This window comes from Micromonospora sp. NRRL B-16802 (genome assembly GCF_001279555.1).
Taxonomy (GTDB): domain Bacteria; phylum Actinomycetota; class Actinomycetes; order Mycobacteriales; family Micromonosporaceae; genus Micromonospora; species Micromonospora profundi.
Genome location: NZ_LGEB01000024.1, coordinates 89,386 through 115,132 on the forward strand (window position 1 = coordinate 89,386; position 25,747 = coordinate 115,132).

The window sequence follows — 25,747 nt, forward strand, 5'->3', positions numbered from 1 at the left end:
TGTCCGCTGCGGCACGGATCGGCCTGCCCGGGGCGGGGTTAGCCACCCGGGCGGCGGGTAAGCCGCAGCGCCCGACACGGCGGAAGGGGATCAGATGTCCGAACGGCATACCGCACTGCGCTCCATGCACGATCTGGGCTTGGCGGCCTGGTTCGGCGGCTCCCTGATGGGAGCGCTTGGCGTCAACAGCGCAGCGGCGAAAATCAGCGATTCGACCCAGCGGCTCCCGATCGCATCGGCGGGATGGTCCAAGTGGACCCCTGTCAACGCGGCCGCTATCGGCGCCCACCTGGCCGGCGCGGTCGGCGAACTGGTGACGGAGAGCCCACGGGTGGCCGCACAGTCCGGGGTTGCCCGGGCCAGCGCCATCAAGACGGCGCTGACCATCGGCGCGCTCGCGGTGACCGGCTACAGCCGCCTGGTCGGCATGCGGCTGGAAAAGGCGGGCAACCCGCCCGTGAACGGCACCACCGAGCCCAATCACCAGACACCGGCGAGTGTGGCCTCCTCACAGCGGCAGATGAAGCTGCTCCAGTGGGCCGTGCCGGCGATCACCGGAACCCTTGTGGTGGTGACCGCGTACATGGGCGAGCAGCAGAAGCCCGGCCAGGTCCTCCGCGGGTTGCTCGGCCGGTCCAACGGGCTGATGAGCGCCCCGAAGTCGATGGCCAAGATGGGCATGGGTATGGGCAAGCGACAGATGGCGATGGCCGGGCGCTGACCGTCCCGGCCCGGCCGGCGTCCCGCCGACACCTCGACGGCGGGGCACCGGCCGGCCCACACCCTCCAATTGCGGTGGACCGACGAGCGAGGTGGCCATGACGGCACATGAGGGACGCAGTGGCGCGGGCGACCGGCTGGAGCCGGAGGCGACCCAGCCGTGGAAAGCCGACGGCGGCTTCGACGCGGAACCGCCCTGGGGTGTGGGCGAGGACTCGCCGCTGGACGAGGGCAGCGAAGAGGCGGCGGTGCCCGAGGGACGGCGCGGAGACCGTCGCGCCGGGGCGCCAGCGGGCAGACGTGACCCGGCCGGACGGCACGGCTTCGGCTCGGTGGAGCCGACCCGTACGGCATCGGCCGGACCGACAGCGCCTCCGGACCCGGCACCCAGCGGCCGGTCCTTTCCCGACGACGCGGACGTCGACGACCGAACCCAGGACGCGCTGCGCAGTCGTGGCCGGCGCTCCTGAGACACCGGCGCGATGAGGCCGGTCCGTTGATCGGGCGGCCGTTCGCCGGGCGGGGGACAGCCCGCTGGCGACCCGCCCGTCAGGTGCCGGAGACCGCGGTGGCGGTCCGCCGCTCGGCCTCGTCGCCGAGCAGGGTCTCGGTGAGCAGCTGCGCCATCCGTGTCGCGTCGCGCTGGGCCTGACCGGCGCAGCAGTTGTTGAACAGCACGTGCAGCTCGTCGGCCGGGTCGGCCAGCTCGGCCAACCGGTCGGCCCACCGCTGTAGCTCCTCCTCGGCGTACGCGTAGCGGAACTTCTCCTGCTTGTCGCCGTCCCGCCAGGCGTCGCTGTGCCCGTGGAACCGGACGATCGCCGGCTCCGCCGTGCGGGTGAGGATGGGCGGCACCGACGACGGGTGCCCCTGCGGCATGTCGACGCAGACCAACGACAGGTCGTGCGCGCGCAGCAGGTCCAGAGTGTCGGCTGCGGCCGGACCGTCGAACCAGGACCCGTGTCGCAGCTCCACCCCTACCCGCCACGGCCGGCAGCGCTGCGCCAGCTCGACGATCCGACGCTCCGCGGCGACGCCCCGCGCCAGCCACGGCGGGAACTGCAACAGCACCGCCCCCAGCTTGCCGGCACCTGCGATCGGGTCCAGGGCTGCCCGGAACCGGGCCCACAACTCGTCGTACGTCGACTCCGGCAGGTCACGCCAGCGGACCCGGCTCGGGCCGGCGTCCGGACGGAGGTCGCGGGGCAGCGTGGCGACCGGGGTGGGATGGCCGGTGAAGAGGCTGAACGCCTTGACGTCGAATGTGAAGTCGTCAGGTGTCGCGTCCACCCAGCCCTGCGTCACCTCGGGCACGGGGATCGCGTAGTAGGACGTGTCCACCTCGACCAGTGGGAACCGGCCGGCGTAGAAGGCCAGTCGGCGCGCCGGTGTGTTTGCCGAGCGCGGGTACCACCCGGAGCGCAGCAGCGACTGGTCGGCCCAGGAGGACGTACCCACCCTAATGACACCCATGTCATTCAGTGGACCGCTCTCCGGGCGAATCGGCAACCGGTGAGGGCTCACGCGCGGCGGTCCCGAGGGGCCGAGAAATGTCGGGCCCCGGTCCTACGCTGCGGCGGAGCGCACATCGACGGAGGGTTGCCGCCATGACCACCACTGACCTCACCCGCGAACGGGCCGACCTGCTCCAGTCGCTGCGCCGGCACCGGGGCTTTCTGTTGCAGACAGTCGACGGGCTCACCGACGAGCAGGCGGCGACGCGCACCACAGTCAGCGAGCTGTGCCTCGGCGGCCTCGTCAAACACGTGGCGGCCATGGAGGAACGCTGGATGCGCTTCGCCGTCGGTGGCGCGGAGGAGATGCAGCGTGAGCCCGTCGACTGGGTCGGTCAGTTCCAGATGGCGCCCGACGAGACGCTCGCCGGGCTGGTCGAGCGGTTCCACACGGTGTCCAGCCGGACGGACGACCTGATCGGCACCCTCGACCTGGACGCGGCTCACCCGCTTCCCGAGGCGCCATGGTTCGAGCCGGGTGCGGCGTGGACGGTCCGCCGGGTGCTGCTGCACCTGATCGCCGAGACGTCCCAGCACGCCGGGCACGCCGACATCCTGCGCGAGGCGATCGACGGCGCCAAGACGATGGGCTGAGCCCTGAGGCGGGCCTGATGTGACGTCGTGCCCGGACGCGGCGCTGAGGGTCACGAGATGACCTCAGAAGCGTTGGACCGGGTGACCAGCGAGCGGCTGCTCGATGGTCGTCTCGTCGACTCGCCGGCCAACCCACTGCCTGTGGCACGGCTGCTGACGGCGGCGCGTGCCGCGCCGCGCCCCGGCGAGCTGACCGGCGAGGGTCGTGCCGTGCTCGCTTTCCGCCGCGCCCGGGCCGCACCGGCCGCCATGCAGTCGCCAACGGCAGCCGGCGTGCAGTCCGCACCAACAGCCGGCGTGCAGTCGCCACCGGTGGCCGGCGCGTAGCCCTCAGCGGGCTCGTTTCTCCGGTTGATCACCAGGCACACGGTGGGCGGTCAGTTGACGCGGGGCCGGCCCCGCCGGCGGTCCCCGGCGTACGCGTCGAGCAGGCCCCACCGGCCGGGGATGCCCAGCAGCTCTATCCGGCCGAAGCCAGCGGGGAGGGCCGGGTTCACAAGCAGGTTCTCGCCTGTGGGTCGCAGGCCCAGCAGGGTGCCCAGCAGCATCAGCAGCGCACCCGACGACCACGACTGGGGCCGACCGGCCACGGGCAGCTGGACGGGATACTTCGTGAGGCTGCGCTCGTAGCCGGCGATCACCTCCGGCACCGCCCCGCGGAGTGTCTGCGCCATGTCGAAGATGCCCGCCGCGATCCGGGCCGCGTGCGCGTCGAAGCGGTAGTGCCGCAACCCGGCGGCGATCAGCGCGTTGTCCGACGGCCACACCGATCCCAGGTGCGAGCCCACCGGGTTGTACGGCCGCTGGTCGGTGGCGAAGGTACGCACCCCCCAGCCGCTGAACAGCTGCGGCCCGACGAGATGCTCGGCGACCGCCTCGGCCCGGTCGTCCGGGACGATCCCGCTCCACAGCAGGTGCCCGATGTTCGACGACAGGGCGTCGACCGGCTCGCCGTACGGGTCGAGGGCCAGCGCGTAGTACTCCCGGTGCGGCAGCCAGAAGTCCCTGTTGAACCGTTCCTTCAGCGCCGCCGCCTCCTGTTCCAGCCGGTCGGCGTACTCGGGATCTCCCCAGCACTCGCGTGCCAGTCGCGCGCCCCGCCGTTTGGCGTCGTACGCGTAGCCCTGCGCCTCGCAGGTGGCCCGGGGAAAGGCGGGCTCCCGCCCGTACGCGTCGACGATGGCGTCGGCGGAGTCCTTCCAGGACTGGTTGACGGTGCCGTGCCGCTCGTTTCGGCGCTGGTAGCGCAGGTAGCCGTCGCCGGTCAGGTCGCCGTACTCGTCGATCCAGTCCAGAGCCATCCGGGCCGGGTGGCGCAGTTCGTGGACCAGGTCGGTGTCGCCGGACCAGCGTTCGTACTCGTCGAGCAGGACGACGAACAGTGGGGTGGTGTCCACCGCGCCGTAGTAGCCGGCGGTCGGCCGCTCGCCGAACGCCGCCGATTCGCCGTAGCGCGCCTCGACCAGGATCTTGCCCGGCTCCTCCTCGTGGACGTCGTCGAGCCGGCTTCCCTGCAGCAACGCCAACATCCGCAGCGTCGCCGGGGTCAGCTCGGGGGTGAACGCCATTGTCTGCAGGCAGGTGATGATGCTGTCCCGCCCGCACAGGGCCATGGCCCACGGCAGGCCACCGACAGGCACCCGCTCGCTGTATGCGAGCGGTGTGTACCGCAGCGCGCTCAGGTCGGCGAGGCTGCCCTGGTACATCCGCTCCAGGCTTTTCCGCTCGGCCACCAGTTGCGGTGCCCGATCCAGCCAGGTGGACAGGTCGTCGTGCATCCCGCTGCCGATGTCGTGCTGGTGGGACTCCAGGCTGGCGCGCACGTCCCGGCCGCCCTCGCCGCGCATTGTCGTGGCGACGTGCAGGGTGGTCTCCCACGTCCCTTCGGGCGCGACGCGGATCCGGAAGGTGAGCCCCTGCTCGTCGATGTCGGCGGAGGCGCTGCTGCTCACTGTGGTCTCGCGGACGAACCGGTCCCGCTGGTAGCGCAACATGAGCCGCTGGTTCCCGGAGTCAGCGGTGATCTGGACGTGGCGCTGCCGGACGCCTGCGTCCTCGGGGATGTCGGCGATGTCGGCGAAGTCGGTGCCCACCTCCATCCGCACCGTGAACTCGGCGGGCTCGGAGGAGTGGTTGAGCACGGTGATCCGCTCGTGCAGGCGGTCGTGGATCGAGCGGTGCCGGATGAGCGAGACGTCGGCGTCGATGTAGTGACTCGCCACGCCGGGCACCAGGAAGAACCGGGTCTCGTAGTGCGCGACGTCGTCGCGGGAGAGGGCGTTGAGGCGTTCCCCGTCGACGCTGAGCACCCAGTGGGACAGGAAGCGGGTGTCGAACGAGAAGAGACCGACCGGTGCCTGCGGATCGACCTCCATGTCGCCCTGGGCGTCGCTGATGGCGAACACGTTGCCGGCGATGACGTTCACCCGCTCCTGTTTCATTGCCGCCCCTCCCGTCGCGCCAGAGCGGCCCGGCCCAGCTCGCGGGGGTGCCGTGCGCCGGCCGGGCCGGGGAAGACTCGCCGCAGCAGCATCAGCAGCGCCATGTTGCCCCGCACTGTCAGCTCGTTGCGCAGCAACGCCACGGCGAGGTGCATCCGGCCGTTGGCCAGCTTGTCGAAGACGTCCCGGGAGGCCCCGACCACCAGGTCGGCGTCGTCGGACGACCGGGTCACCTGGATGTGCTGGTCGGCGATCGTCAGGTACCAGTGGTCGGTGCAGCCGTCGCAGCGCAGGTCCAACCGCACCGTCCCGGAGGTCGTCTCCGGCAGGTCAGGACGACGGCCGACGTCCAGGTGTTGCAGGAACTGCGTCGCGGTCGCGCCCATCACGTCCCCTCTCCCGGCATTTCCACAGGGTCGCCCGCGTCGGGATGAGCCCGGCTCACCCGAACGGGGTGATGCGGGCAGGACAGCGCGGCGACCAGGCCGAGGGCTGTTTGCCGCCTCCCGGAGCGGGCAGGCACCGGCAAGCCAGACCTATGGGAGGTATCGGAATGCGTGCGCTGCGGCTACGGCAGTGGAAGTCGGAACCGGAACTGATGGAGGTGCCCGAACCGACGCCCGGAACGGGTGAGGTGGTGGTGCGCATCGGCGCTGCTGGCGCCTGCCACTCCGACCTGCACCTCATGGACGAATTCGAGCCCGGTTCGGTGCCGTGGAACCCACCGTTCACCCTGGGCCACGAGAACGCGGGGTGGGTGCATGCCGTCGGCGACGGCGTGACCGGACTGACGATCGGTCAACCCGTGGCGGTGTACGGGCCGTGGGGCTGCGGCACCTGCGCCCGCTGCCGCGTCGGCGTCGACCCGTACTGCGAGAATCCGGCCGGCGCTCCGGTCCCCGGTGGCGGTGGCGGGCTCGGCCTGGACGGCGGCATGGCCGAGTACGAGCTGGTGCCGGACGCGCGGCACATCGTGCCCCTGCCCGACGGCCTGGATCCGGTGGAGGCGGCGCCGCTCACCGACGCCGGCCTCACCCCGTACCACGCCATCCGGCGCTCGTGGCCGAAGCTGCCACCGGGCAGCACCGCAGTCGTCATCGGTGTCGGTGGGCTGGGCCACGTCGGCGTGCAGATCCTCAAGGCCACCACGGCCGCCCGGGTGATCGCCGTGGACACCCGTGCGGAGGCTCTGCGGCTGGCGCACGAGTGCGGCGCCGACCAGACCGTCACCTCCGGCCCGACCGCCGCCGAGGAGATCCGCGCGGCCACCGGGGGACGGGGCGCGGACGTGGTGCTCGATTTCGTGGGCGCGGACGCCACACTGGCGCTCGGCGTGGCGGTGGCCCGCACCGTTGGCGACCTGACGATCGTGGGCATCGGCGGGGGGACCCTGCCGGTGTCGTTCTTCTCGGTGCCCTACGAGGTGAGCATCGCGACCACCTACTGGGGCAGCCGGCCCGAGCTGATCGAGGTGCTCGAACTGGGCGCGCAGGGGCTGATCCGGCCGAAGACCACCACGTTCGCGCTCGACGACGCCCTGGACGCGTACCGCCAGATGCGCGAGGGGACGCTCGAGGGTCGTGCGGTGATCGTGCCGTGAGTCGGCGGACGCCGGTCAGCCGGCGTCGAGCAGGCCGCGGACGTAGTGGGCCTGGCCGGCGTGCTGCTGGTCGTCCTCGGCGATGCTGACCAGCCGCACGCCGAGGGTGACCGGCGGGTCCCATGCCTCGTCGACCACCCGGTCCAGGTCCGCCGGTCGCAATCCGGCCAGGAACGATCCGGTACGCGCCGAGACGGCCGCGTAGTAGTCGACGAGGGCCTGCGCGCTCTCCGGGCGTACGCCCGCGACCTGTTCCGGCGTGTGGCCGTAGCCGGTGTCGTCCGGGTCGGCGGGCAGGCCGAATCGCTGCGCCCAGTCGCCGCTGACCCAGATCTGCTCGGCGTCGAGCAGTTGGGCGACGTGATGGTCCTGGACCCGCGTCAGGTGCCAGACCAGCCAGCCGATCGAGTTGGCGCCCGGTGCGGGCGTCCAGCGCAGCTGCTCCGGGGTGAGCCCGTCGACGGCCGAGCGGACAAGGTCGGGCAGCCGGTCGTAGGTTTCGGTCAGAAGGTCGTTCACGTCCACAGGTCACGTCTCCTTGTCGATTGCGGGTCAGGTACCGCCGACACTCCACGGCCAAACCTCGGCCGCCAGGTTGATCATGGTCCTGTCCGCGGCATGGGTGACCAGCGACTAGGTGCGTAATGTCCGGTTTGGCAGGCGACAGTCGGGAAACCGAAAACAGGCGGTGCGGATGTGGCCGGCCGTGGGATGGTTCGACGTGGATGCCGTACCGGTGTCGACCCGCCGGGATGCGGGTGGCCCGGCCGGTGGCGCGGGAGCACACCGCTTCGCCGAGGGCGGCTTCGACGAGGAGAGGCAGTGCCCATGCAGGCTCAGCGCAGGCCACCGCGCAACCAGCGGAGCCAGACCCGGGACGACCGGACCGGCGGCGGCATGACCGGGGCGGCCACGCCACTGACCATCTGGGCCGCCGCCGTGCTGCTCGGCCGGATCGGCGCCGGTGACGACGACATCGAGGACGAGCGGCACATCCTGCGCGGCATCGAGTGACAGCGCGGCCCGGTGGCCGCCAGCGCGCTCACAGCCAGCCGCGCCGCTTGAAGATCAGGTAGAGGGTGCCGCAGACCAGCAGCATGAGCAGCAGCGCGAACAGGTAACCGAAGCGCCAGTGCAGCTCGGGCATGTGGACGAAGTTCATGCCGTACACGGTGCCGATAAGCGTGGGCGCGAACAGGATCGCCGCCCACGAGGACACCTTCTTCAGCTCCTCGTTCTGCGCGTAACTGGCGGCGGTGAGGCTGCGCATCTCCTCGTTCTGCTGCTGCGAGACGAGGGTGGCGTTGACGGTGAGGATGCTCTGGAGCAGGTGCCGGAAACCGTCCACCCGCTCCACCACCTGGGTGAGGTGGTCGGTGACGTCCCGCAGGTAGCGGCTCAGTTCCTCGTCGGCGCCGTCACCGCCGGCCAGCGCGCCGAGCATTGCCAGCAGCGGTCGGGCCGCCCGCTGGAACTCGATGACCTCCCGGCTGAGCCCGTAGATGCGCCGGCTGGCGTTCGGGTCACCGCCGAAGACCTGCGTCTCGATCTCGTCGATGTCGTTCTCCAGCCCCGCCACCACCGGCGCGTACCCGTCGACGACCTGGTCGAGGACCGCGTACAGGACCGCCTCGGGCCCCTGGGCGAGCATCGGCGCGTCGGCCTCCATCCGTCGCCGCACAGCGGCCAGGTCGGGGGCCTCACCGTGCCGGACGGTCACTACGAAGTCCGGCCCGATGAACAGGTGCAGCTCGGAGAACTCGACCTCTTCCCGCATGTCGTCGTAGCGGGCGGCGCGCAGCACCACGAACAGGGTGTCGCCGTACTGCTCCAGCTTGGGCCGCTGGTGGGCGTTGATCGCGTCCTCGACCGCCAGGTCGTGCAGGCGGAACTCCCGGGCCAGCGAGGTGATCTGGTCGATGTCGGGCCGGTACAACCCGATCCAGGCCATCGCGTCGGTCTGCTCCTGGAGGCAGCGGTACGTGTCGGCGAGACCGTTCGGCGAGGCGAACCGGTGCCCCTGGACGTAGACGGCGCTGTCGACAAGACCGCCGGAGGGCTCCGTGGTCGGCTCCCCCATGGGTGGCACGCCGACGCGGGTCTCGTACTCGTCGAGTTGGCGGCCGAAACCACCGCCCGGGCGAAACCGACGGCCGCCGACCATGACGCGCTCCCTTTTCCGGTGCCGCCCGTCCGGCGGCCTCCCCACCGGGACGCGCTGCTTTCCCCGGGCCCTGCGGCCCGAAACCCTCCGGCGTGCCGCCCGCCGGACGCCCGGCGACCAACGGTTTCGGCGGACGGGCGGCGGTGCGCCGACGGATACTCGCGGTGACCATGGGCGGGACGGGGGTAGCGCCGATGGAGGTCGACAGGCGCGCCGGCCGGCGGACGGACCGGGTGCGACGCTGGCTGCTCGCCGACGCGTCGGAGCGGCCCGTGCCGCAGGGTCTGCACGCCCGCCCACCGGCGCAACGGAACCACCCGTGGTGGAAGGTGATGTGCCTGACCGGCGTCGACTACTTCTCGACGCTCGGCTACCAGCCGGGCATCGCGGCGCTTGCCGCCGGGGCGCTCTCGCCGGTGGCGACCCTTGTGCTGGTGCTCGTGACGGTGCTGGGCGCGCTGCCGGTCTACCGGCGGGTGGCGGTGGACAGCCCGCACGGTGAGGGTTCCATCGCGATGCTGGTACGCCTGCTGAGCTACTGGCCGGGCAAGCTGTTCGTGCTGGTGCTGCTCGGTTTCGCGGCCACCGACTTCATCATCACCATCACCCTGTCCGCCGCCGACGCCACGGCGCACCTCGACGAGAACCCGTTCTGGCCCAGTGGTCTCAAGGGTCACGAGGTGCTGCTCACGCTGCTGCTCGTGGCGCTGCTCGGCGCGGTGTTCCTCAAGGGCTTCGGTGAGGCCGTCGGGATCGCCGTCGTCCTGGTCGCTGTCTACCTGACGTTGAACGCCGTGGTGATCGTCGACGCGCTGTGGCGGGTGGTGACCCATCCGAGTGCGGTCGGGGACTGGACCACAGCCCTGACCACCGGGCACGGCGACCCACTGATGGTCGTCGCGCTGTCCCTGCTGGTGTTTCCGAAGCTGGCGCTGGGCCTCTCTGGCTTCGAGACCGGCGTGGCGGTGATGCCGCACATCCGGGGGGACCCCCAGGACTCGGAGGACCGTCCGCTGGGCCGGATCCGGGGCGCGCGTCGCCTGCTCACCACCGCCGCCGCCACAATGAGCGTCTTCCTGATCACCAGCAGCGTGACCACCACAGTGCTGATTCCGCCCGAGGCGTTCCAGCCGGGTGGTCCGGCGAACGGGCGGGCCCTCGCCTATCTGGCGCACGAGAATCTCGGCCAGGTCTTCGGCACGGCGTACGACCTGTCGACGATCGGGATCCTCTGGTTCGCGGGCGCCTCGGCGATGGCCGGCCTGCTCAACCTGGTGCCCCGCTATCTGCCCCGGTACGGCATGGCGCCGGCCTGGGCGCGGGCGGTCCGGCCGTTGGTGCTGGTGTTCACCGGCGTCGCGTTCCTCATCACGATCATCTTCAGGGCCAGCGTCGACGCGCAGGGCGGCGCGTACGCCACAGGGGTTCTGGTCCTGATCACCTCGGCGTCGACGGCGGTGACCCTCGCGGCACGGCGGCGCGGGCAGCGCGGGCGCATGATCGCGTTCGGAGTCATCGCCGTCGTGTTCGTCTACACAACGGCGGCGAACGTGGTGCAACGCCCCGACGGCGTCAAGATCGCCGCCTGCTTCATCGGTGCGATGATCCTGGTGTCGGCGCTTTCGCGGGTGCTGCGGGCCTTCGAGTTGCGTGTCGACCGGGTCGAGTTGGACCCGCTCGTGACGGCGTTCGTCGCCGAGCGTGCCGGGCGTCGGATCCGCCTCATCGCCCACGAGCCGGGGCGGCGCGACCTGGCGGAGTACCGCGACAAGCTGGCGCAGACCATGGCCGACAACGACTTCCCCGACGACAGCGATGTCGTCTTCGTCGAGGTCCACGTCACCGACCCGTCGGATTTCGAGACCGGGCTGCTGGTGCGCGGCAGTGTGGCGCACGACCGCTTCCCGGTGCTCAGCCTGGCCAGTTCGTCGGTGCCCAATGCGCTGGCCGCCCTGCTGCTGGAGATCCGCGACCGCAGCGGTCGGCGCCCCCACATCTACTTCGAGTGGACCGAGGGCGGTCCGGCCCGCAACGTCCTGCGTTACCTGGCGTTCGGGCAGGGCGAGATCGCCTCGGTGACCAGGGAGATCCTGCGCCGCCAGGAGCCCGACCCGACGCGCCGGCCGCACGTGCATGCCGGCTGACCAGGCAACGGACGGTGAGCGTGGTCATATCGGCTGGACGGCGGGCCGGGGTCTGCTGCTAGCCTCGGCGCAGGTCATGAGTGCCAGCGCGAAGCCCCGGCTTGCTGGCCGGCAACCCTCCTCCGCGGTGGGGTGCCCCGGGTGAAGACCAGGCACCGGCAGGACGCCGGTGCAAGCGTGGCCTGGCACCCAGGTCAGCACAGACCCGGGAGACCTCTATGCGCATCCTCACCACCGATCCACACGCCGACGGCGCGGACTTCCGCGCAGGTCGGGTCACGCCGGTACTGATCCGGCGACGGCACGTGGACATGATGCGGGTGTGCAGCGCCGCCTGTCGCGGCCGCGCAGCGCACTAGCGCACTCCCCCTTTCCAGGAACCACACCAGCGGTACGCCCTCATCGGGCGCACCGTGGGCGGCGCACGTCCACGCCCGCCCCTGACGCGACCTTCGGAGACACTCGTGCGATTCCTTCCTGCCCTGACCCGTGCCGCCGCTGTCGGTGCCGCCGCGATCCTCGCCGCGACCGCCCTCACCGCCTGCGGCTCCGACGACTCCTCGTCCGAGGCCACCGCCAACCCGTACAACCTGGCGCAGCCCGGCGTGCTGCGGGCCGGCACGCTGTCCGACGCGCCGCCGAACGTGTTCCTCAAGGACGGCAAGTTCACGGGCTTCGACAACGACCTGCTCACGGCGGTCGCCGACAAGCTCGGCCTGAAGGTCGAGTTCGTCGGCACCGACTTCTCCGCGCTGCTGTCCCAGGTCAACAACCGCAAGTTCGACGTCGGCAGTTCCTCGATCACCATCACCGAGGCGCGGAAGAAGACAGTCGACTTCGGCAACGGCTACGACTTCAGCTACTTCGGTCTGGACGTTCCGGCCGGCTCGCCGATCACCGGCTTCGACCAGCTCGCCGGCAAGCGGGTCGTCGTGGTGCAGGGCACCGTCCAGGACGACTACGCCACCGGCCAGAAGCTCGACCCGGTCCGCGTGCCGGACTACAACGGCGCGGTCAACCAGCTCAAGGCGGGCACCGCCGACGCGTGGATCGCCCCCGCGGAGATCGGCGACAAGTTGGCCGCCGAGAGCAACGGCAAGATCACCGTGGCGGCGAAGCAGCTCAGCAACTCTCCGACCGCGTACGCGGTGGCCAAGGGCAACGACAAGCTGCGCGAGGCGCTGAACAAGGGCCTCGACGAGGTCATCGCGGACGGCACGTGGAGCCGGTTGCAGGCGCAGTACTACCCGGGCCGGCCGGTTCCGGAGGACTTCAAGCCGGGCAGCGGCACGGTGGCAGTGCCGTCGGCTGCTGCGTCCGCGTCCGCCGCTTCCTGACGGCGTACCGGTGACGAGCGAGCAGGGCGGTAGGAGAGGCGACCGATGGATCCGTTGAGCACCCTGTGGGAGACCTTCTTCGACTGGAGGTCGATGCGCGAGGCACTGCCCGACATGCTGACCGTCGGGCTGCCCAACACCCTGATCCTGGCGGTCTCCGCCGCCCTGCTCGGCTCCGTGCTGGGCCTGCTGCTCGCTGTCGCCGGCATCTCCCGCAGCCGGTGGCTGCGCTGGCCGGCGCGCGTCTACACCGACATCTTCCGCGGGTTGCCGGCGGCGGCCACGATCCTGCTGATCGGCGTCGGGCTCGCCCCGCTGGGAATGGAGATCTGGGGGCCCGACCCCTACCCGCTGGGCATTCTGGCGCTGTCGCTCATCGCGTCGGCGTACATCGGTGAGATCTTCCGCTCGGGCATTCAGTCGGTGGAGGCCGCCCAGTTGGAGGGCGCTCGCGCGCTCGGCTTCTCCTGGGCCGACTCGATGCGGCTGGTGATCATTCCGCAGGGCATCCGGCGGGTCCTGCCCGCCTGGGTCAACCAGCTCATCGCGCTGATCAAGGACTCCAGCCTTGTCTACTTCCTCGGGCTGGTGGCAAGCCAGCGGGAGCTGTTCCGGATCGGGCAGGACTACGCGGCAAACACCGGCAACCAGTCCGCGCTGCTGCTGGCCGGGCTCTTCTACCTGGCGTTGACAGTCCCGCTGACGCACATCGTCAACTGGATCGACCGGCGGCTGCGCCTCGGCCGGCCGGCGACCGCGCCACCAGACGACGACGAGGACGAGCTGGCGCTTGCCGGCATTCCGGAAGGAGACCGCCGATGAGCATCGCGACGACCACCTCGGTCAGCCTCGACGCGCGGGACGTACACCTCGCCTTCGGGCCCAACCGGGTGCTGCGCGGCGTCGACCTGACAGTGCCGCGCGGTGCGACGGCCTGCGTGATCGGGCCCTCCGGTTCGGGCAAGTCCACTCTGCTGCGTACCCTCAACCGGCTCATCGAGCCGGACCGCGGCGACGTGCTGCTGGACGGGCGCAGCGTGCTGGGCGACGACCCGGACGCGCTGCGGCAGCGGGTGGGAATGGTCTTCCAACAGTTCAACCTCTTTCCGCACATGAGCGTGCTGCGCAACATCACCCTCGCACTGCGCCGGCTGCGCAAGCTCAGCGAGGACGAGGCGGTCGCGGTCGCCCGCGCCCAGTTGGAGCTTGTCGGGTTGGCCGGAAAGGCCGACGCCCGGCCGACGCAACTCTCCGGCGGCCAGCAGCAGCGCGTGGCGATCGCCCGGGCGCTGGCCCTGCGCCCCGAGGTGATGCTTTTCGACGAGGCCACCTCGGCGCTCGACCCCGAGCTGGTGAAGGGCGTACTCGGCGTGATGGCCGACCTCTCCGCCGGCGGAATGACGATGGTGGTGGTCACCCACGAGATGGGCTTCGCCCGGCAGGTCGCCGACACCGTCGCCTTCATGGACCGGGGCGTGGTGCTGGAGGCTGGCCCACCGGAGAGGATCTTCGAGGGGGCCGAGCATCCACGGCTGCGCCGGTTCCTCGACCAGGTGCTCTGAGCCGCGCTCGACCAGGTGCTCTGAGCCGCGCCCCGCAGGGCAGCGTCAGTCCTCGGGGCCGCGCCCCAGCAGCCGGATCTCCTCGTTGTCGAGCGTGGCCTGCAACTCAAGCAGCACGAGGTCGTCGATCTCCCGCCTGTCGCGCATTCGGGTGACCTCGCGCCGCTTGTGGGCGAGAAGCCCGAGGCGCAGTTGGCGTTCCAGGTCACGCTCCTCGGCCGTCTCCCCACCGCCCTCCTTCACGTCCGCCAGGTGCCGTTGGTATTCGGCCTCCAAGCGGCGAACCGCGTCCTCCCCGGCACCGATCTCCGCGGCGACCTGGGGCATCGCGGACAGGCCGACCTCGGTGGCGCGCAACCGCGCCTGCCGCAACTCGTCGTCGCGTCCGGGGTCACCGCCCAGCCCCGCCCAGCGCACCACAAGTGGCAGGGTGGTGCCCTGCAACAGCATGATCAACACGATGGTCAACGCGGTGACGAAGATGATCAGGTCGCGTTCGACCACCGGTCGGCCGGCGACAGTCACCGTCGGGACGGCCAGGGCCGCAGCCAGCGAGACGGCTCCCCGGAACCCGGCCCAGCCGGCGACGGTGCCGACCCGCCAGCGGGTCGACACCGACTTTCCGTCGTCCGACATTTGGCGACGCAGCAGGGACACCGACTCGCTCGTCAGGTAGACGAACAGCAGCCGCGTGGCGATCACGACCGAGGCGACCACCACCACGATCACCAGAGCCCGTCGCGGCGAGGTGCTGGTCATGCCCTGGACGGCCCGGGGGATCTGGGTGCCGAGCAGGACGAACAGGCCGCCGTTGATGAGGAACGTGGACAGGTCCCAGAACGCGTAGGCCAGCACGCGGGAGCGGGCGCGGATCACCCGTGGGCCGGCGTAGGCGAGGACCAGGCCGGCGACGACCACCGCGAGCACACCGCTGGCGTGCACCGAGTCGGCCAGCAGGAACGCGCCGAACGGCGTCAGCACGCTCAACGCGCCCTCGCGCAGCGGATCGTCGAGCCGTTTGCGAATCAGCACCACGAAGCCGCCCACCAGCAGCCCGGCGAGCACCCCACCGGCGCTGGCGCCGACGAACTCCTCGCTGATGCCCAGCACACCCGGCTCGGCGGCGCCGGTGAGCAGACCCACGGCCACCGCGAAGATCACCAAGGCGGTGCCGTCGTTGATCAGGCTCTCCGCGTGCAGGGTGGTGAGGAGCTTGCGGGGCAACCGCTTCGCCAGGCCGGTGACCGCGGCGGCATCGGTCGGCGCGAGAACCGCGCCGAGCACCCACGCGGCAGCGGGGTTCACCCCGAGCGCCTGCGCGGTCAGCGACACCGTGACCATGGTGAGCAGCACGAGCACCACGGCGAGCAGCCCGATCACCGGCAGGTTGGCCCGGATCTCGCGCAGGCTGATGGTGAGGCTCTCCCGGTAGAGGATCGCCGGAAGGAAGATCAACAGCACCAGGTCCGGTTCCAGGGTCACCTCGGAAAACGGCGGTGTCAGCCCGAGCAGGACTCCCAACGCGATGAGCAGGATCGGCGGCGCGACCCGGTACCGGCCGCCGAGGGTGGTGCCGATCAGGACTGTCATGCCCAGCACCACGATCAGGACAAGCGCCTCCACGCGTACCTCCCTCGATCCGTGGCGACGACGGCACCCGCCGGTGCCTCCATCTGACCGCACGCCGCCGGACGGTTCCACGAGAACCGGCAAGTCGACCGGCCGCCGGAACGCGGCAGCACCCCTTGTCGGTCGACGACGGCGCTCCGGTCAGGCCGACGACAGCGCGCACGCCACGTCACCGGTGTCGGTGGCTGCGACGCTCACGGTGAATGCCGGCGGCGCGCACAGAGCGGGTCGGCGGCGACACCGCAGGCGCGGGCGGCGACGGCTCAGGCGCGGGCGCGGGCGGTGACGGCTCAGGCGCGGGCGCGGGCGGTGACGGCTCAGGCTCAGGCGCGGGCGCGGGCGGTGACCGCTCGGGCGGTACGGAGGTGGTCGGCCGCCTCCTCGGGGCGGCCCAGCGCGGCGGCCAGCGCGGCGAGGTGACCCGCTACCGGGCCGGCGGTGAGGATCCCGCTGCCGGCGGCCAGTTCGGTGGCGGCCGGGCGGAGCGCGGCGGCGACATACTCCATGGTGGATCTGTCGTCCACCGCGAGCGCCGCCTGGGCGAGGAGGCAGAGCCGGGTCTCCCGCAGCAGGTCGTGCGGACCGTCCGAGAGGGTCCGCAACGCGCTGCGGGCCGCGTCCCGGTCGCCCGCGGCGGCGAGCAGCAGCGGTCGGACCCACGGTTCGTGCGGCCCCCAGTCCAGGCTGGCCCGGTCCTCGGCGTCCAGGACCGAAACCGGGCGCGCCCCGTCGACGAGCCGCACCGCACCGGGCGGCTGGGCCTCACCGAGCAACCACGCCGCACCCACCGGCCCGGCAACCGGTCCTCCGACGTCGGCCGGTCGATCGGCACGCGCCGGTCGATCGGCAGCCAGCGGATCGGCGCTGGCGGCGGCGTCCAGGTGCAGGCCGAGCAGCGCGAGCGGGAGCAGCCCACGGGTCAGGCCCGGCATGTCGTCGGCCGGCAGCCGGTCGGCAGCCGCCCGGTACGCGTGCGCCGCAGCGGCCCGGTCGCCGTCCAGGGCGAGGCGCAGCGCGGCGTACCAGCCGGTGAAGACGCCGACAAGCGGCAGCTCGTACCGCTGGGCGAGGCGGTCGGCGGCGCGCGCGTGCGCGTCGGAACCGGCCCGGTCGGCGTGCGCGCAGCACGCCTGGACCAGGACGAGATGGCCCAGCACCTCGAAGGTCACCAGTTGGTGCCGGGCGGCAACGTCGATGAGCTGCTCCCCGATCCGCGCCCGCTCGGCGGCCAGCCCGACCCTGTCGAAGGCGTGCATGAAGCGCGCGTTGAGCGCGAAGGCCAGCAGCCCGGCGTCCCCGGCGGTCCGGGCGATCGTCTCGGCCTCGGTGGCGGCCCGGCGACCACGGTCACCGGTGCTTCCGCGTAGTTCCAACGCGAGCGTGCTGAGCAGCCGGCTGCGCTGCGCCGAGCCGGTCGAGCCCAGACCGGCCAGGGCGTGCTCCGCGGCGCGGACGATCCGCTCGGAGAGCAGGTCGTCGTCGTTGCGGGTCCAGATGGCGGGTACGTCGAAGCCGGCCAGCACCGCCGCCGTCAGCCGGGGATCGCCGACGGTTTCGGCGTCGGCGATCGCTCCGGCCCGGTACCGCCGCGCCTCTGCCAGCCGGCCCGTCACCGCCAGCGCCCGCCCGAGGCCGAGCACGGCGCTCAGCCGCTCGCGCCGCTCGGTCCCACCAGCCCTGTCGTACGCCTCGATGACCTGCGCCCACAGCCGGGCCGCCTCGTGCGGGTTCCCAGCCCGCTCGGCCAGCTCGGCGGCGGTACGCGCGTAGCCCGCGGCCCGGTGGGCGGCGTCCGGTCCACCCGCGCGCAGCAGGTGGTGCGCGAGCGCGGCCGGGTCGACCGGCTGGCGCTGTTGCAGCACGTCGGCCACCGAGGCGTGCCAGGCGGCGCGGCGGGGCGCGGACAGGTCGGCGTAGAGGGTGTCGCGGACCAGGATGTGGGTGAACCGTAGCTGCCCGTCGGACTCCCGCTCGGTCAGGAAACCGGCCTGCAACGCGCGGTCCAGTGCGTCCAGCACCGTCGTCGGGTCGTCAGTGAGCGCGCCGAGGACCTCCGGGTCGAGGTCGCGGCCCAGCACGGCCGCCTGCCGCAGCACGGTACGGGTCGGTTCGGGCAGCTGCCCGACGCGGTGCCGGATGACGTCGCGCACTCCCGGTGGCACCGCCGCCAGCGCGACAGCGCCCTCGCCCGCGTACAGCTGGGCCAGCTCGCGTACGAAGAACGGGTTGCCGCCGCTGCGGTGGTGGATCAGCCGGACGGTCGGCGGGTCCAGCTCCACCCCGGCGACGGCACGGGCCAGTTCGCCGGTCGCCTCGTCGGACAGGCCGGCCAGGTACTCCCGTACCGGTTCCAGGCCTGCGGAGCGGGCCAGCGCGGCGGTCAGCTCGGGGTTGATCTCGGTGGCCCGGTAGGTGCCGAGGATCAGCACCGGCCCGGTCGCCGGCTGCGGGCCGGTGAGCAGCCCGGTCAGCAGGTCGAGCGTGTCCCCGTCGGCGCGGTGCAGGTCGTCCAGGACAAGCAGCAGCGAGCTCCGGTCGGCGACGCCCGAGAGCAGCGACGCCACCGCGCGGTGCCTGCGGAACCGGGCCACCGCCGGATCGCCAGCACCCTCGAACCCATCTTCGGCCGGCCCGGCCAGCGCCGTCGGCCCGGTGAGCGCTGTCGGCCCCGCCAGCGTCGGCCCGGTGAGCGCGTCGGTGATCTGGGTCCACGGCCAGGCCGCCGGGGCGCCCTCGTACTCCGGGCTGCGACCCCACGCCGTCGTCCAGCCCTCGGCGGCGAGTCGGCGGGTCAACGCCTCGGCCAGCGCGGTCTTGCCGGCGCCCGGGTCACCGCTGAGCAGGGCGAGCGCGGGCCGACCGGCGCGGCCGACGGCCTCGGCGGCGTCCCGCAGCCGCTGAAGTTCCGCGTCCCGGCCCACGAACGGCCGTTGCGGCGCCGAGCCGACTCGACCAGGTGGCGGCGGCGAGCCGACTCGCGCGGACGGCGACGTGGACCCGACTCGCCCGGACGGCGGCGGCGCGGTGCTGGCGATGGTGAGGTGGGGCGCCTGGGCCAGGATGTCGGCTTCCAGCTGCCGCAGCTCGGGCCCCGGGTCCAGGCCCAACTCGGCCACCAGGACGTCGCGCGCCTGGCGCAGAGCGGCCAACGCCTCGCCCTGTCGACCGGAGCGGTACCTGGCGACCGCGAGCAACCGCCAGGCGTCCTCCCGCAGCGGATGGTTGGCGAGGTGGGCGGGCAGGTCGGCGGCTGCCTCGTCCGGCCGACCCAGCGCCAGCAGCGCCTCGGCGCGTCGCTCGACGGCGAGCATCCGCAGCTCGTCCAGCCGGTTGATCTCCGCGGCCGCCCAGATCTCACCCGCGCAGTCGGCGTACGCGGGCCCGCGCCACAACTCCAGGGCCGCGTCCACGGCGTCCAGGGCGGGTGCGGGCAGTCCTGCCGTGAGCAGCTGTCCCGCCTCGCCGACCGCAGCCTCGAACCGCCAGGCGTCCACCGCGTCCGGGGCGGCCCGCAGCACGTACCCGGTGGGTTCGGTGACCAGGAGCCGGGGTGGCTGCCGGGGCGGCCGGTCCGGCTCCAGCGCCCGCCGCAGGTCGGCGACGAAGGTGCGGATGGCACCCACCGCGCCGTCGGGAGGGCTCTCCCACAGGTCGTCGACGAGGCGTTCCACAGGCACGACCCGGCGCCTGGCGATCAGCAGCCGGGCCAGCACGGTGCGCTGCCGAGGCCCCTTGAGCGCGACCGGGCCACCTTCCGTCGTGGCGGTCACCGGCCCGAGCACGCCGAAGGTCACCGCCTCGGGTGCGGCCTGCTGCCTGGTCACAGGACCAATCTAGGCGGGCGTCCCGGGCCACCTCGGCCGACCGGTACTGATCCGTCGCTGACCGGTCGCTGATGCCCACCGGCCAGGCTCGATCAGGTACGACGGCGACGGGCACCCGCCACCGCCGACCCCGCTCATCAGAAAGGTTCCCCGTGGACCCGAGGATCAACGGTTTCGACTACCGCCGCATCACCGTCGCCGACGGCGTGACGCTCAGCGCCGCCGTGGGCGGCTCCGGGCCGGCGATCGTGCTGCTGCACGGTTTCCCGCAGACCCATCTCATGTGGCGCCACGTCGCGGCCGACCTGGCCGCCGACCACACTGTCATCTGCCCCGACCTGCGCGGGTACGGCGACAGCGACAAGCCCGTGGACACCGACGGCGAGGCGTACGCCAAGCGCACCATGGCGGCGGACATCGTGGCGCTGGCCGGCGCGCTCGGTCACGAACGCTTCGCGCTGGCCGGCCATGATCGGGGTGCCCTTGTCGCGTTCCGGACGGGCCTGGACCATCCGGCGGCCGTCAGCCGACTCGCCCTGCTCGACATCCTGCCCACCCTGGACATGTGGGACGTGCTGCACGGCGTCTCGGCGGCCGTGGCGTTCCACCTGTACCTGATGGCGCAGCCGCAGGGCCTGCCCGAGCAGATGATCGGCGGCAGCCCGGACGCATTCTTCGGCTACTTCCTGGACCTGTGGGCACGCGATCCGGAGGCGATCCCCGCCGACGTACGGGCCGCGTACCTGCGCGCTTCCCGGGAGGCGGTTCCCTCGATCGTGGCCGACTATCGGGCGTCCGCCGCGGTCGACGTCGCCCACGACACCGCCGACCGGGCGGCTGGCAACCAGCTGCGGATGCCGGTGACGGTCCTCCAGCAGGACTGGGGTGCCGCACTGGGCTACGACGCGGCAAAGGTGTGGCGGGCCTGGGCGCAGGATCTGGAGCACCAGACCGTCACCTGCGGGCATTTCATGGCCGAGGAGGCGCCGGCCGAGGTGGTCCGGGCGCTGCGCGCCCTGCTGCGGCGATAGATCGACAACCGCCCATGACTTTCAGTTAGATTCCCGACACGTATAGTTATGGAAGGGAGGTGGCCGGTTCGCCGGCCCTCCCCCTGCCACGCTGCGCGCAGCCCGGCCGGAGCCCTTCGGCACCCCATCTGACCTGCGGATACACGACGTTACGCAAGTGGACGCGAACCGCCCGCCGGTGATACACAGGCAGATACCGGCCAGCCAACGACGGCGAGTCGCTCACCTCCTCGACCATCGACCGTCCACACGCACCGCCTGGACGAAGGCCGCCGACGGACCGCGCCGCGAACGCGGGACCAGCAGCACGGCACATCCCCCGGCGGGCGGCGGGTGACCACGGTCCTTCGACCAGGGAGTTGCCGTGGGAATTCTGCGAGTCCGGGCCAAGCACCAGCCGTTCGAGGTGGCCGCTCTGATCACGACGTCCATCTGCGGTGTCCTGCTGATGACGCTCGACGCCCGACCACCGTCCGTCCAACTGTCAATGCCCGAACCCATCCAGCTCGGCTGGGAGGTCTCCCTGATCGTCGTCGGGGTGGCCGGGCTGTTGGGCATCCTGTGGCCCGGTCGTCTCTCCACCGGCCTCGGCATCGAGTTCGCATCCGTTCTGGTGCTCGGCACCATCACCGGCATGTACGCAGTGGCGCTGGTGGCGGTGTCGGGCCAGCAGGGCGTCGTCGCGGCGTCGCTGATCAGCGCGGTGCCTGCGGGGTCGTTCTGGCGGGCCGCCCAGATCGCCAACGACCTGCGCTGCCTGGCCTACGGCCACCAGTGCACGACCCACCGGCGGGTCGTGGGAGGTGTCACGTGATCTCAGCACCGACCCCCGAGGCGCCGGGCTGGGTACAGGTGCTGATCAGCCTGCTCGGCATCCTCGGCGGGAGCACCGGCCTGGCCGCCATCGCCACAGTCGTTGTGCAGCGCGGCAAGTTCAAGGCCGACGCGGCCGACACCCTCACCGAGGCCGCCCTGACCCTCGTGCAGCCACTACAGTCGCGGATCACGGAGTTGGAGGGTCAGGCGATAAGCGCCAGATCGGAGCTGGGACTGCTGCGCGAGCAGGTCAACCAGTTGCAGTTCGTCGTCCGGGTCCTCACCCGCACACTGGACCGGTGGCGGACGGCGATCCGTGCGCCCGACGCCACCCTGCGCAAAGTCCGGGCGGTCGTAGCGGAGTCCGACCGGCAGCCCGAAGACTCCTGAGCTTCCCGGCTTCCGGCGTGGCTGCCCGATCGCTGGCCGACGCGGGCTGGTAGCCCGGCCGGCTAGCCGGGCGCCGCGTCACTTCCGACGACGGACTCCCGCCTCCACATTGCGGGCATCGCGTCGAGCAGGACGATCAGCAGCAGTATCCCGGCGACGATCGCGCTGGCGGCGAGCTGCGAGAGCCCGATGCTCACGAACCCGCCCACGATGATGGCCGGCACACCGATCAGCCGGGCCCAGGGCAGGTGGGAGTCGACAAGCATCGACAGCAGGATCCGGCCGACCAGGAACAGGACCGGCCCGACGACGCCCACGACCAGGTGCCCGTGGTCGCGCACCGCCGGGTCCTCGATCGTCATCTCCATGGCCACGGAAGTCGCAAGCACGCCGGCGATCATGACGAGGTGCAGGTAACCGGCGAGGAGGGCCAGCTTGCTGCCGGGCGGGCCGGCGGCCTCGATGGCCGCACCCACCCGCCCGCCGGCGGGCACCAGGTAGAGGCGGGCCAGGGCCACCGCCGTCACGAACGCCAGGACGAACGCCATGGTGCGCTCGTGGTCGAAGCCCGCGTCGCTGTAGGTGACACCGGCCATCAGGATGAGTTCACCGAGCGCGATGATGAAGATCTGCTGATAGCGCTCGGAGAGGTGTCCACCGTTCACCTGGAGGTCCGGCCACGAGCTGCGGCCGAGCCTCGGCGTCGGCCAGCCGAGCCGCGCCAGGCCGTACTCCATCACCAGGGCGAGCGCCCAGAGCAGCTCCCGCACCGGGGCGAGGGCGGCACCGACGATCCAGAGCACCCCGGAGACCGCGAACCAGATCGCCACCCGCGCCGTCCGCACCTGCAACGGGTGCCCGCGCAGGGCGGGGAGCAGCAGCGCTGCCCGGCCCAGGTGGATGGCGACGTAAGCGACGGCGAACACGAGTGCGTGCTCGTCGAATGCTGTGGGCACGGCGGCGGCCATCAGCAGGCCACCGAACATCACCCAGAGCAGCAGGGCGACGATAAGCGGGGCGCGCGGGTCGAACCAGTCGGCCGACCAGGCTGTCACGAACCACACCCACCAGATCGCCGCCAGCAGCACCAGCACCTGGAAGCCGCCGAGGATGCTGAGGTCGTGCAGGAACGCCCGGGAGAGCCGGGTCAGCGCGAAGATGACGGTCAGGTCGAAGAACAACTCCAGGAACGACGTACGGCGGGGGTTCTCCCGCCGTTGCAACAGCCGTCCCGGAAGCCCACTCGTCATTCGCTGTCCCCCCGGGCACGCAGCCGCAGTCGCCGCCCCAGTCGTACCACCCGCGCCGAGGTGCCCGGGTCGATTCGCTAGCGGGACCGCTCGGCGACCACCACCGAGATCCCGTCGAGGACCCGTTGCAGGCCGAACTCGAAGGCGTACTCCGGGCCGTACGCGGCGCCGTGCTGCTGCCCGGCCGCCGTGCCGACCCGGGACGCGGTCGGGAACCTGTCGGCGGTCAGGAACGTCTCCAGCCACGGCGCGTGCGACTGCCACCACTGGCCGTCGGTCATGCCGGTCTCCCGCTCCAGGTCGAGCACCTCCGACGCGGCGCGGGCGGCGCTCTTGACGTGCCCGAGGACGAGGGTGAGCACCGCGTCCATCTCCACATCGGTGAGACCGATGTCGGCGACCGCGCCGAGTTCGTGGTCGTACTTGGCGATCGTGTGCGGGCCCAGCACCGGCCGGGTCGTCTCGGCCCGCAGCATCCACGGATGGCGCTTGTAGAGCGCGAGGTTGTCGCGGGCGATCCGCTCCAGCCGGGCCCGCCAGTCGCCGTCGACAGCGGTGCGGGGCATCTCGCCGTAGGCGGTGTCGATCATGACGTCGACGAGTTCGGTCTTGCCCGGCACGTACGTGTAGACCGACATGGTGCCGACGCCGAGCGCCTCACCGACCCTGCGCATGGTCAGCGCGTCCAGGCCCTCGGTGTCGGCGATGTCCATCGCGGCGCGGACGATCCGGTCGACGCTGAGCCCCTGGCCGGCGCTGCGACTGGTCGGCTCCCGGGTGCGCCACAGGATGGCCAGGCTGCGGGCCGGGTCCGCGCTCGCCTTACGCTGACTCGCCATGGTCGGCAATCCTAACAACGCGGCCGTACGCCGTACGACGCCCGGATCCGGGTCAGACGCCTTCCCGATCGTCGGTCATTGTCGGGCCGGCGGCTGCCGGCACCAGGTGGAGGATCTCCGGTGCGCCCTCGGTCAGGTCCTGGACCCGCCGCTCGGCAGCACGGTCCTCGCCTGTCAACCGGCCGCCGTGCTGGCGCAGGTGCTCGCCCCAGGACGGCACCAGGTACACCTCGACGAACCGGTCCGCCGTCTCGGCCGGCCGGAACAGCCCCCATCGCATCGCGCCGGTCCGCTGCCGGGCACCGCGCACCATGTCCATCGCCGTGAGGAACGCCTGCGTCCGTTCCGGCCGCACCGTGTACTGCACGGTCACCAGCACCGGCCCGACGCCCGGATCCGGCTCGTACACCAGGTTCAGTTGCGGCCAGTAGACAGCCGGCTCCCGGTTGCCAGTACGCAGGTCCGGCAACGGCCAGAGCCGACTCGTCACGGTGCCGATCAGCATGACCGCGGCCGCCGCCAGATAGGCGAGCACCAGTCCGCCCAGGTCAGCGACCAGACCCCAGACAAGGGCGCCGGCCGCCTGCCCGCCGGCGAAGAAGATCTGGTAGACGGCCAGCCCTCGGGCTCGTACCCAGCTGGGCAGGAAGAGCTGCATCTCGGCGTTGATGTTGGCAAGCACGGTCACCCAGGCCATCCCGGCGGGTAGCAGGGCGACGAGCACCAGCGGCACCACCCGTACCGTGCCGACAACTGTCAGAGCGATGGTGAACAGCGCTCCGGAGATCAGCAGCAGATGGTTGGCCGACAGCCGGGCGCGGATCACTGACAGCAGGAAGCCACCTCCCACCGCGCCGATCCCGAGGGCGGCCAGCAGCAGCCCGTACCCACCGGAGCCCAACCCCAGGCGCCGGTCCGCCACGAGCGGCAGCAACGCCCACAACGAGCTGGCCGGGACGACGAAGACCATGGAACGGCGCAGCAGCCGGCGCACTGTCGGTGAGTGACGTACGAAGCGGCTGCCGGCGCGCAGCGCTGCGGTGAACCGCTCGGGAACCTCGACGGCGCGGGTGTTGCCGGGCCGCCAGCGCCACAACGCGTACGCGAAGATGCCGAACGCCACAGCGTTCAGCGCGAACACCGGGGCGACGCCGGTCCGGGCGATGAGCACGCCGGCCAGTGCCGGCCCGACGGCCCGTGCGGCGTTCACGCTTATCGAGCCGAGTGCCGACGCCGAGCGCAGGTGCTCCTGCGGCACCAGCTCCGGAATCACCGCCGCCCAGGCCGGCAGGGTCAGCGCCTGCCCGACCCCGAACGCGAAGGTGAGGGTGAGCAGCAGCGCCGGCGGCATCCGGTCGGTCAGGGTGAGCACTGCCAGCAGCGCCGCCACCGCGACCAGGAACAGCTGCACGGAGATCAACAGATGCCGACGGTCGAAGCTGTCGGCCAGCACCCCGGCGGGCAGCGCCAGCAGGAGCACCGGCAGCAGGCTGGCGGTCTGGACCAGCGCGACAAGCGTGGACGCGTTGGCCTGGTGGATGAGCAGCCACTGCGCGCCGACGGTCTGCATCCAGGTGCCGACGTTGGCGGCGAGCAGGGCCAGCCAGAGATTGCGGTAGGCCGCGGTACGCAGCGGCGCCCAGGCGGAGGTCGGACGGTCAGCGGGTCCGGCCGCCGCCGTCACCACCGCCCGTCCGCGCGCGGCCGGCGCCCACCGCCGACCACCACGGACATTCCTGCACCCATGTCTCTCCAGCCGGGACCTGAGGTCACACCTGTCGCGTGACGGCATCTCCTTCCCGTTTGCGGTCATGCCACACCTCGTGAGCGTCCGGATCGACGGCGGGTGGCACAGGTAGGGCTGGGCATACCCCGGAAGGGGGCCTGGACGG

The 25,747-nt window shown here is 71.9% G+C and carries 23 protein-coding genes and 1 riboswitch; of the genes, 13 read left to right on the forward strand and 10 right to left on the reverse strand.

Annotated features, from left to right (window positions below):
* Nucleotides 1–94 precede the first annotated feature (94 nt).
* Together ADK66_RS05200 and ADK66_RS05205 are read left to right on the forward strand one after the other, a co-directional pair.
* Complete coding sequence (locus ADK66_RS05200; protein ID WP_053652741.1) at nt 95–721, forward strand: hypothetical protein; 627 nt, start codon at nt 95–97, stop codon at nt 719–721.
* 97 nt (nt 722–818) lie between these two features.
* Complete coding sequence (locus ADK66_RS05205; protein WP_053652742.1) at nt 819–1,190, forward strand: hypothetical protein; 372 nt, start codon at nt 819–821, stop codon at nt 1,188–1,190.
* 79 nt (nt 1,191–1,269) lie between these two features.
* On the opposite strand, the gene ADK66_RS05210 is transcribed toward ADK66_RS05205, so the two are convergent.
* Nucleotides 1,270–2,193: a DUF72 domain-containing protein gene (locus ADK66_RS05210; protein ID WP_082377231.1), complete on the reverse strand. Its 924-nt coding sequence runs from the start codon at nt 2,191–2,193 to the stop codon at nt 1,270–1,272.
* A gap of 134 nt (nt 2,194–2,327) precedes the next feature.
* On the opposite strand from ADK66_RS05210, the gene ADK66_RS05215 reads away from it, so the two are divergent.
* Both ADK66_RS05215 and ADK66_RS05220 read left to right on the forward strand, forming a co-directional pair.
* Nucleotides 2,328–2,828: a DinB family protein gene (locus tag ADK66_RS05215; protein ID WP_053652744.1), complete on the forward strand. Its 501-nt coding sequence runs from the start codon at nt 2,328–2,330 to the stop codon at nt 2,826–2,828.
* Between the two features lie 57 nt (nt 2,829–2,885).
* Nucleotides 2,886–3,155, forward strand: a complete 270-nt coding sequence (locus ADK66_RS05220) for a hypothetical protein (RefSeq protein WP_157552247.1) — start codon at nt 2,886–2,888, stop codon at nt 3,153–3,155.
* 50 nt (nt 3,156–3,205) lie between these two features.
* Here ADK66_RS05220 and ADK66_RS05225 read toward each other — a convergent pair whose 3' ends face one another.
* Together ADK66_RS05225 and ADK66_RS05230 are read right to left on the reverse strand one after the other, a co-directional pair.
* A complete protein-coding gene (locus ADK66_RS05225; RefSeq protein WP_053652746.1) occupies nt 3,206–5,269 on the reverse strand; it encodes a glycogen debranching N-terminal domain-containing protein in 2,064 nt (687 codons plus the stop codon).
* Nucleotides 5,266–5,655 carry an SCP2 sterol-binding domain-containing protein gene (locus ADK66_RS05230; RefSeq protein WP_053652747.1) on the reverse strand — a complete coding sequence of 130 codons (390 nt, stop codon included), beginning with the start codon at nt 5,653–5,655 and terminating at the stop codon, nt 5,266–5,268. Before ADK66_RS05230 ends, ADK66_RS05225 begins: the two co-directional genes overlap by 4 nt.
* 167 nt (nt 5,656–5,822) lie before the next feature.
* Here ADK66_RS05230 and ADK66_RS05235 point away from each other — a divergent pair, with 167 nt between their 5' ends.
* Entirely contained in the window at nt 5,823–6,869 is a 1,047-nt protein-coding gene (locus tag ADK66_RS05235; RefSeq protein ID WP_053652748.1) for an NAD(P)-dependent alcohol dehydrogenase, read from the forward strand.
* 15 nt (nt 6,870–6,884) lie between these two features.
* On the opposite strand, the gene ADK66_RS05240 is transcribed toward ADK66_RS05235, so the two are convergent.
* A complete protein-coding gene (locus ADK66_RS05240; protein ID WP_053652749.1) occupies nt 6,885–7,394 on the reverse strand; it encodes a DinB family protein in 510 nt (169 codons plus the stop codon).
* A gap of 297 nt (nt 7,395–7,691) precedes the next feature.
* Here ADK66_RS05240 and ADK66_RS05245 point away from each other — a divergent pair, with 297 nt between their 5' ends.
* On the forward strand, nt 7,692–7,883 hold the full coding sequence (locus ADK66_RS05245) for a hypothetical protein (protein WP_157552249.1): 192 nt from the start codon (nt 7,692–7,694) through the stop codon (nt 7,881–7,883).
* 28 nt (nt 7,884–7,911) lie between these two features.
* Here the strand turns inward: ADK66_RS05245 and corA are convergent, their stop codons facing one another.
* A complete protein-coding gene (corA, locus tag ADK66_RS05250; protein ID WP_053652751.1) occupies nt 7,912–9,033 on the reverse strand; it encodes a magnesium/cobalt transporter CorA in 1,122 nt (373 codons plus the stop codon).
* A gap of 194 nt (nt 9,034–9,227) precedes the next feature.
* On the opposite strand from corA, the gene ADK66_RS05255 reads away from it, so the two are divergent.
* The 4 genes from ADK66_RS05255 (at nt 9,228) to ADK66_RS05270 (ending at nt 14,076) form a co-directional block, all read left to right on the forward strand.
* Complete coding sequence (locus ADK66_RS05255) at nt 9,228–11,177, forward strand: hypothetical protein (protein ID WP_053652752.1); 1,950 nt, start codon at nt 9,228–9,230, stop codon at nt 11,175–11,177.
* A 72-nt stretch (nt 11,178–11,249) separates the two neighbouring features.
* A riboswitch (SAM riboswitch) is annotated at nt 11,250–11,361 on the forward strand.
* A gap of 280 nt (nt 11,362–11,641) precedes the next feature.
* Nucleotides 11,642–12,514 (forward strand): ABC transporter substrate-binding protein, encoded by an 873-nt coding sequence (locus ADK66_RS05260; protein WP_053652753.1) that lies wholly within the window; start codon nt 11,642–11,644, stop codon nt 12,512–12,514.
* Between the two features lie 45 nt (nt 12,515–12,559).
* Nucleotides 12,560–13,336, forward strand: a complete 777-nt coding sequence (locus ADK66_RS05265; RefSeq protein ID WP_053652754.1) for an amino acid ABC transporter permease — start codon at nt 12,560–12,562, stop codon at nt 13,334–13,336.
* Between the two features lie 2 nt (nt 13,337–13,338).
* Complete coding sequence (locus ADK66_RS05270) at nt 13,339–14,076, forward strand: amino acid ABC transporter ATP-binding protein (RefSeq protein WP_082377243.1); 738 nt, start codon at nt 13,339–13,341, stop codon at nt 14,074–14,076.
* A 45-nt stretch (nt 14,077–14,121) separates the two neighbouring features.
* Here the strand turns inward: ADK66_RS05270 and ADK66_RS05275 are convergent, their stop codons facing one another.
* Nucleotides 14,122–15,699 (reverse strand): Na+/H+ antiporter, encoded by a 1,578-nt coding sequence (locus ADK66_RS05275; protein WP_082377233.1) that lies wholly within the window; start codon nt 15,697–15,699, stop codon nt 14,122–14,124.
* A gap of 329 nt (nt 15,700–16,028) precedes the next feature.
* The gene (locus ADK66_RS05280; RefSeq protein ID WP_082377234.1) at nt 16,029–19,529 is read right to left on the reverse strand and encodes a BTAD domain-containing putative transcriptional regulator; all 3,501 of its coding nucleotides are present in this window, start codon (nt 19,527–19,529) and stop codon (nt 16,029–16,031) included.
* 152 nt (nt 19,530–19,681) lie between these two features.
* Here ADK66_RS05280 and ADK66_RS05285 point away from each other — a divergent pair, with 152 nt between their 5' ends.
* The 3 genes from ADK66_RS05285 (at nt 19,682) to ADK66_RS05295 (ending at nt 21,766) form a co-directional block, all read left to right on the forward strand.
* Nucleotides 19,682–20,560 (forward strand): alpha/beta fold hydrolase, encoded by an 879-nt coding sequence (locus ADK66_RS05285; RefSeq protein WP_053652756.1) that lies wholly within the window; start codon nt 19,682–19,684, stop codon nt 20,558–20,560.
* Nucleotides 20,561–20,924: 364 nt separating this feature from the next.
* Nucleotides 20,925–21,374: a hypothetical protein gene (locus ADK66_RS31285; protein WP_157552253.1), complete on the forward strand. Its 450-nt coding sequence runs from the start codon at nt 20,925–20,927 to the stop codon at nt 21,372–21,374.
* Nucleotides 21,371–21,766 carry a hypothetical protein gene (locus ADK66_RS05295; RefSeq protein ID WP_053652757.1) on the forward strand — a complete coding sequence of 132 codons (396 nt, stop codon included), beginning with the start codon at nt 21,371–21,373 and terminating at the stop codon, nt 21,764–21,766. The genes ADK66_RS31285 and ADK66_RS05295 overlap by 4 nt, the downstream gene beginning before the upstream one ends.
* 62 nt (nt 21,767–21,828) lie before the next feature.
* Here ADK66_RS05295 and ADK66_RS05300 read toward each other — a convergent pair whose 3' ends face one another.
* From ADK66_RS05300 to ADK66_RS05310, 3 genes are all read right to left on the reverse strand, one after another.
* The gene (locus ADK66_RS05300; RefSeq protein ID WP_053652758.1) at nt 21,829–23,016 is read right to left on the reverse strand and encodes a low temperature requirement protein A; all 1,188 of its coding nucleotides are present in this window, start codon (nt 23,014–23,016) and stop codon (nt 21,829–21,831) included.
* Between the two features lie 77 nt (nt 23,017–23,093).
* A complete protein-coding gene (locus tag ADK66_RS05305) occupies nt 23,094–23,855 on the reverse strand; it encodes a TetR/AcrR family transcriptional regulator (RefSeq protein WP_053652759.1) in 762 nt (253 codons plus the stop codon).
* 52 nt (nt 23,856–23,907) lie between these two features.
* Nucleotides 23,908–25,542, reverse strand: a complete 1,635-nt coding sequence (locus tag ADK66_RS05310) for an MFS transporter (protein WP_082377235.1) — start codon at nt 25,540–25,542, stop codon at nt 23,908–23,910.
* Nucleotides 25,543–25,747 lie beyond the last annotated feature (205 nt).

Excerpts from the sequence above, each read along its gene's own strand:
- ADK66_RS05200 (WP_053652741.1), top strand. The coding sequence starts at position 95 with ATGTCCGAACGGCATACCGCACTGCGCTCCATGCACGATCTGGGCTTG.
- ADK66_RS05205 (WP_053652742.1), top strand. The coding sequence starts at position 819 with ATGACGGCACATGAGGGACGCAGTGGCGCGGGCGACCGGCTGGAGCCG.
- ADK66_RS05210 (WP_082377231.1), bottom strand. The coding sequence starts at position 2,193 with ATGGGTGTCATTAGGGTGGGTACGTCCTCCTGGGCCGACCAGTCGCTG.
- ADK66_RS05215 (WP_053652744.1), top strand. The coding sequence starts at position 2,328 with ATGACCACCACTGACCTCACCCGCGAACGGGCCGACCTGCTCCAGTCG.
- ADK66_RS05220 (WP_157552247.1), top strand. The coding sequence starts at position 2,886 with ATGACCTCAGAAGCGTTGGACCGGGTGACCAGCGAGCGGCTGCTCGAT.
- ADK66_RS05225 (WP_053652746.1), bottom strand. The coding sequence starts at position 5,269 with ATGAAACAGGAGCGGGTGAACGTCATCGCCGGCAACGTGTTCGCCATC.
- ADK66_RS05230 (WP_053652747.1), bottom strand. The coding sequence starts at position 5,655 with ATGGGCGCGACCGCGACGCAGTTCCTGCAACACCTGGACGTCGGCCGT.
- ADK66_RS05235 (WP_053652748.1), top strand. The coding sequence starts at position 5,823 with ATGCGTGCGCTGCGGCTACGGCAGTGGAAGTCGGAACCGGAACTGATG.
- corA (WP_053652751.1), bottom strand. The coding sequence starts at position 9,033 with ATGGTCGGCGGCCGTCGGTTTCGCCCGGGCGGTGGTTTCGGCCGCCAA.
- ADK66_RS05255 (WP_053652752.1), top strand. The coding sequence starts at position 9,228 with ATGGAGGTCGACAGGCGCGCCGGCCGGCGGACGGACCGGGTGCGACGC.
- ADK66_RS05265 (WP_053652754.1), top strand. The coding sequence starts at position 12,560 with ATGGATCCGTTGAGCACCCTGTGGGAGACCTTCTTCGACTGGAGGTCG.
- ADK66_RS05300 (WP_053652758.1), bottom strand. The coding sequence starts at position 23,016 with ATGACGAGTGGGCTTCCGGGACGGCTGTTGCAACGGCGGGAGAACCCC.
- ADK66_RS05305 (WP_053652759.1), bottom strand. The coding sequence starts at position 23,855 with ATGGCGAGTCAGCGTAAGGCGAGCGCGGACCCGGCCCGCAGCCTGGCC.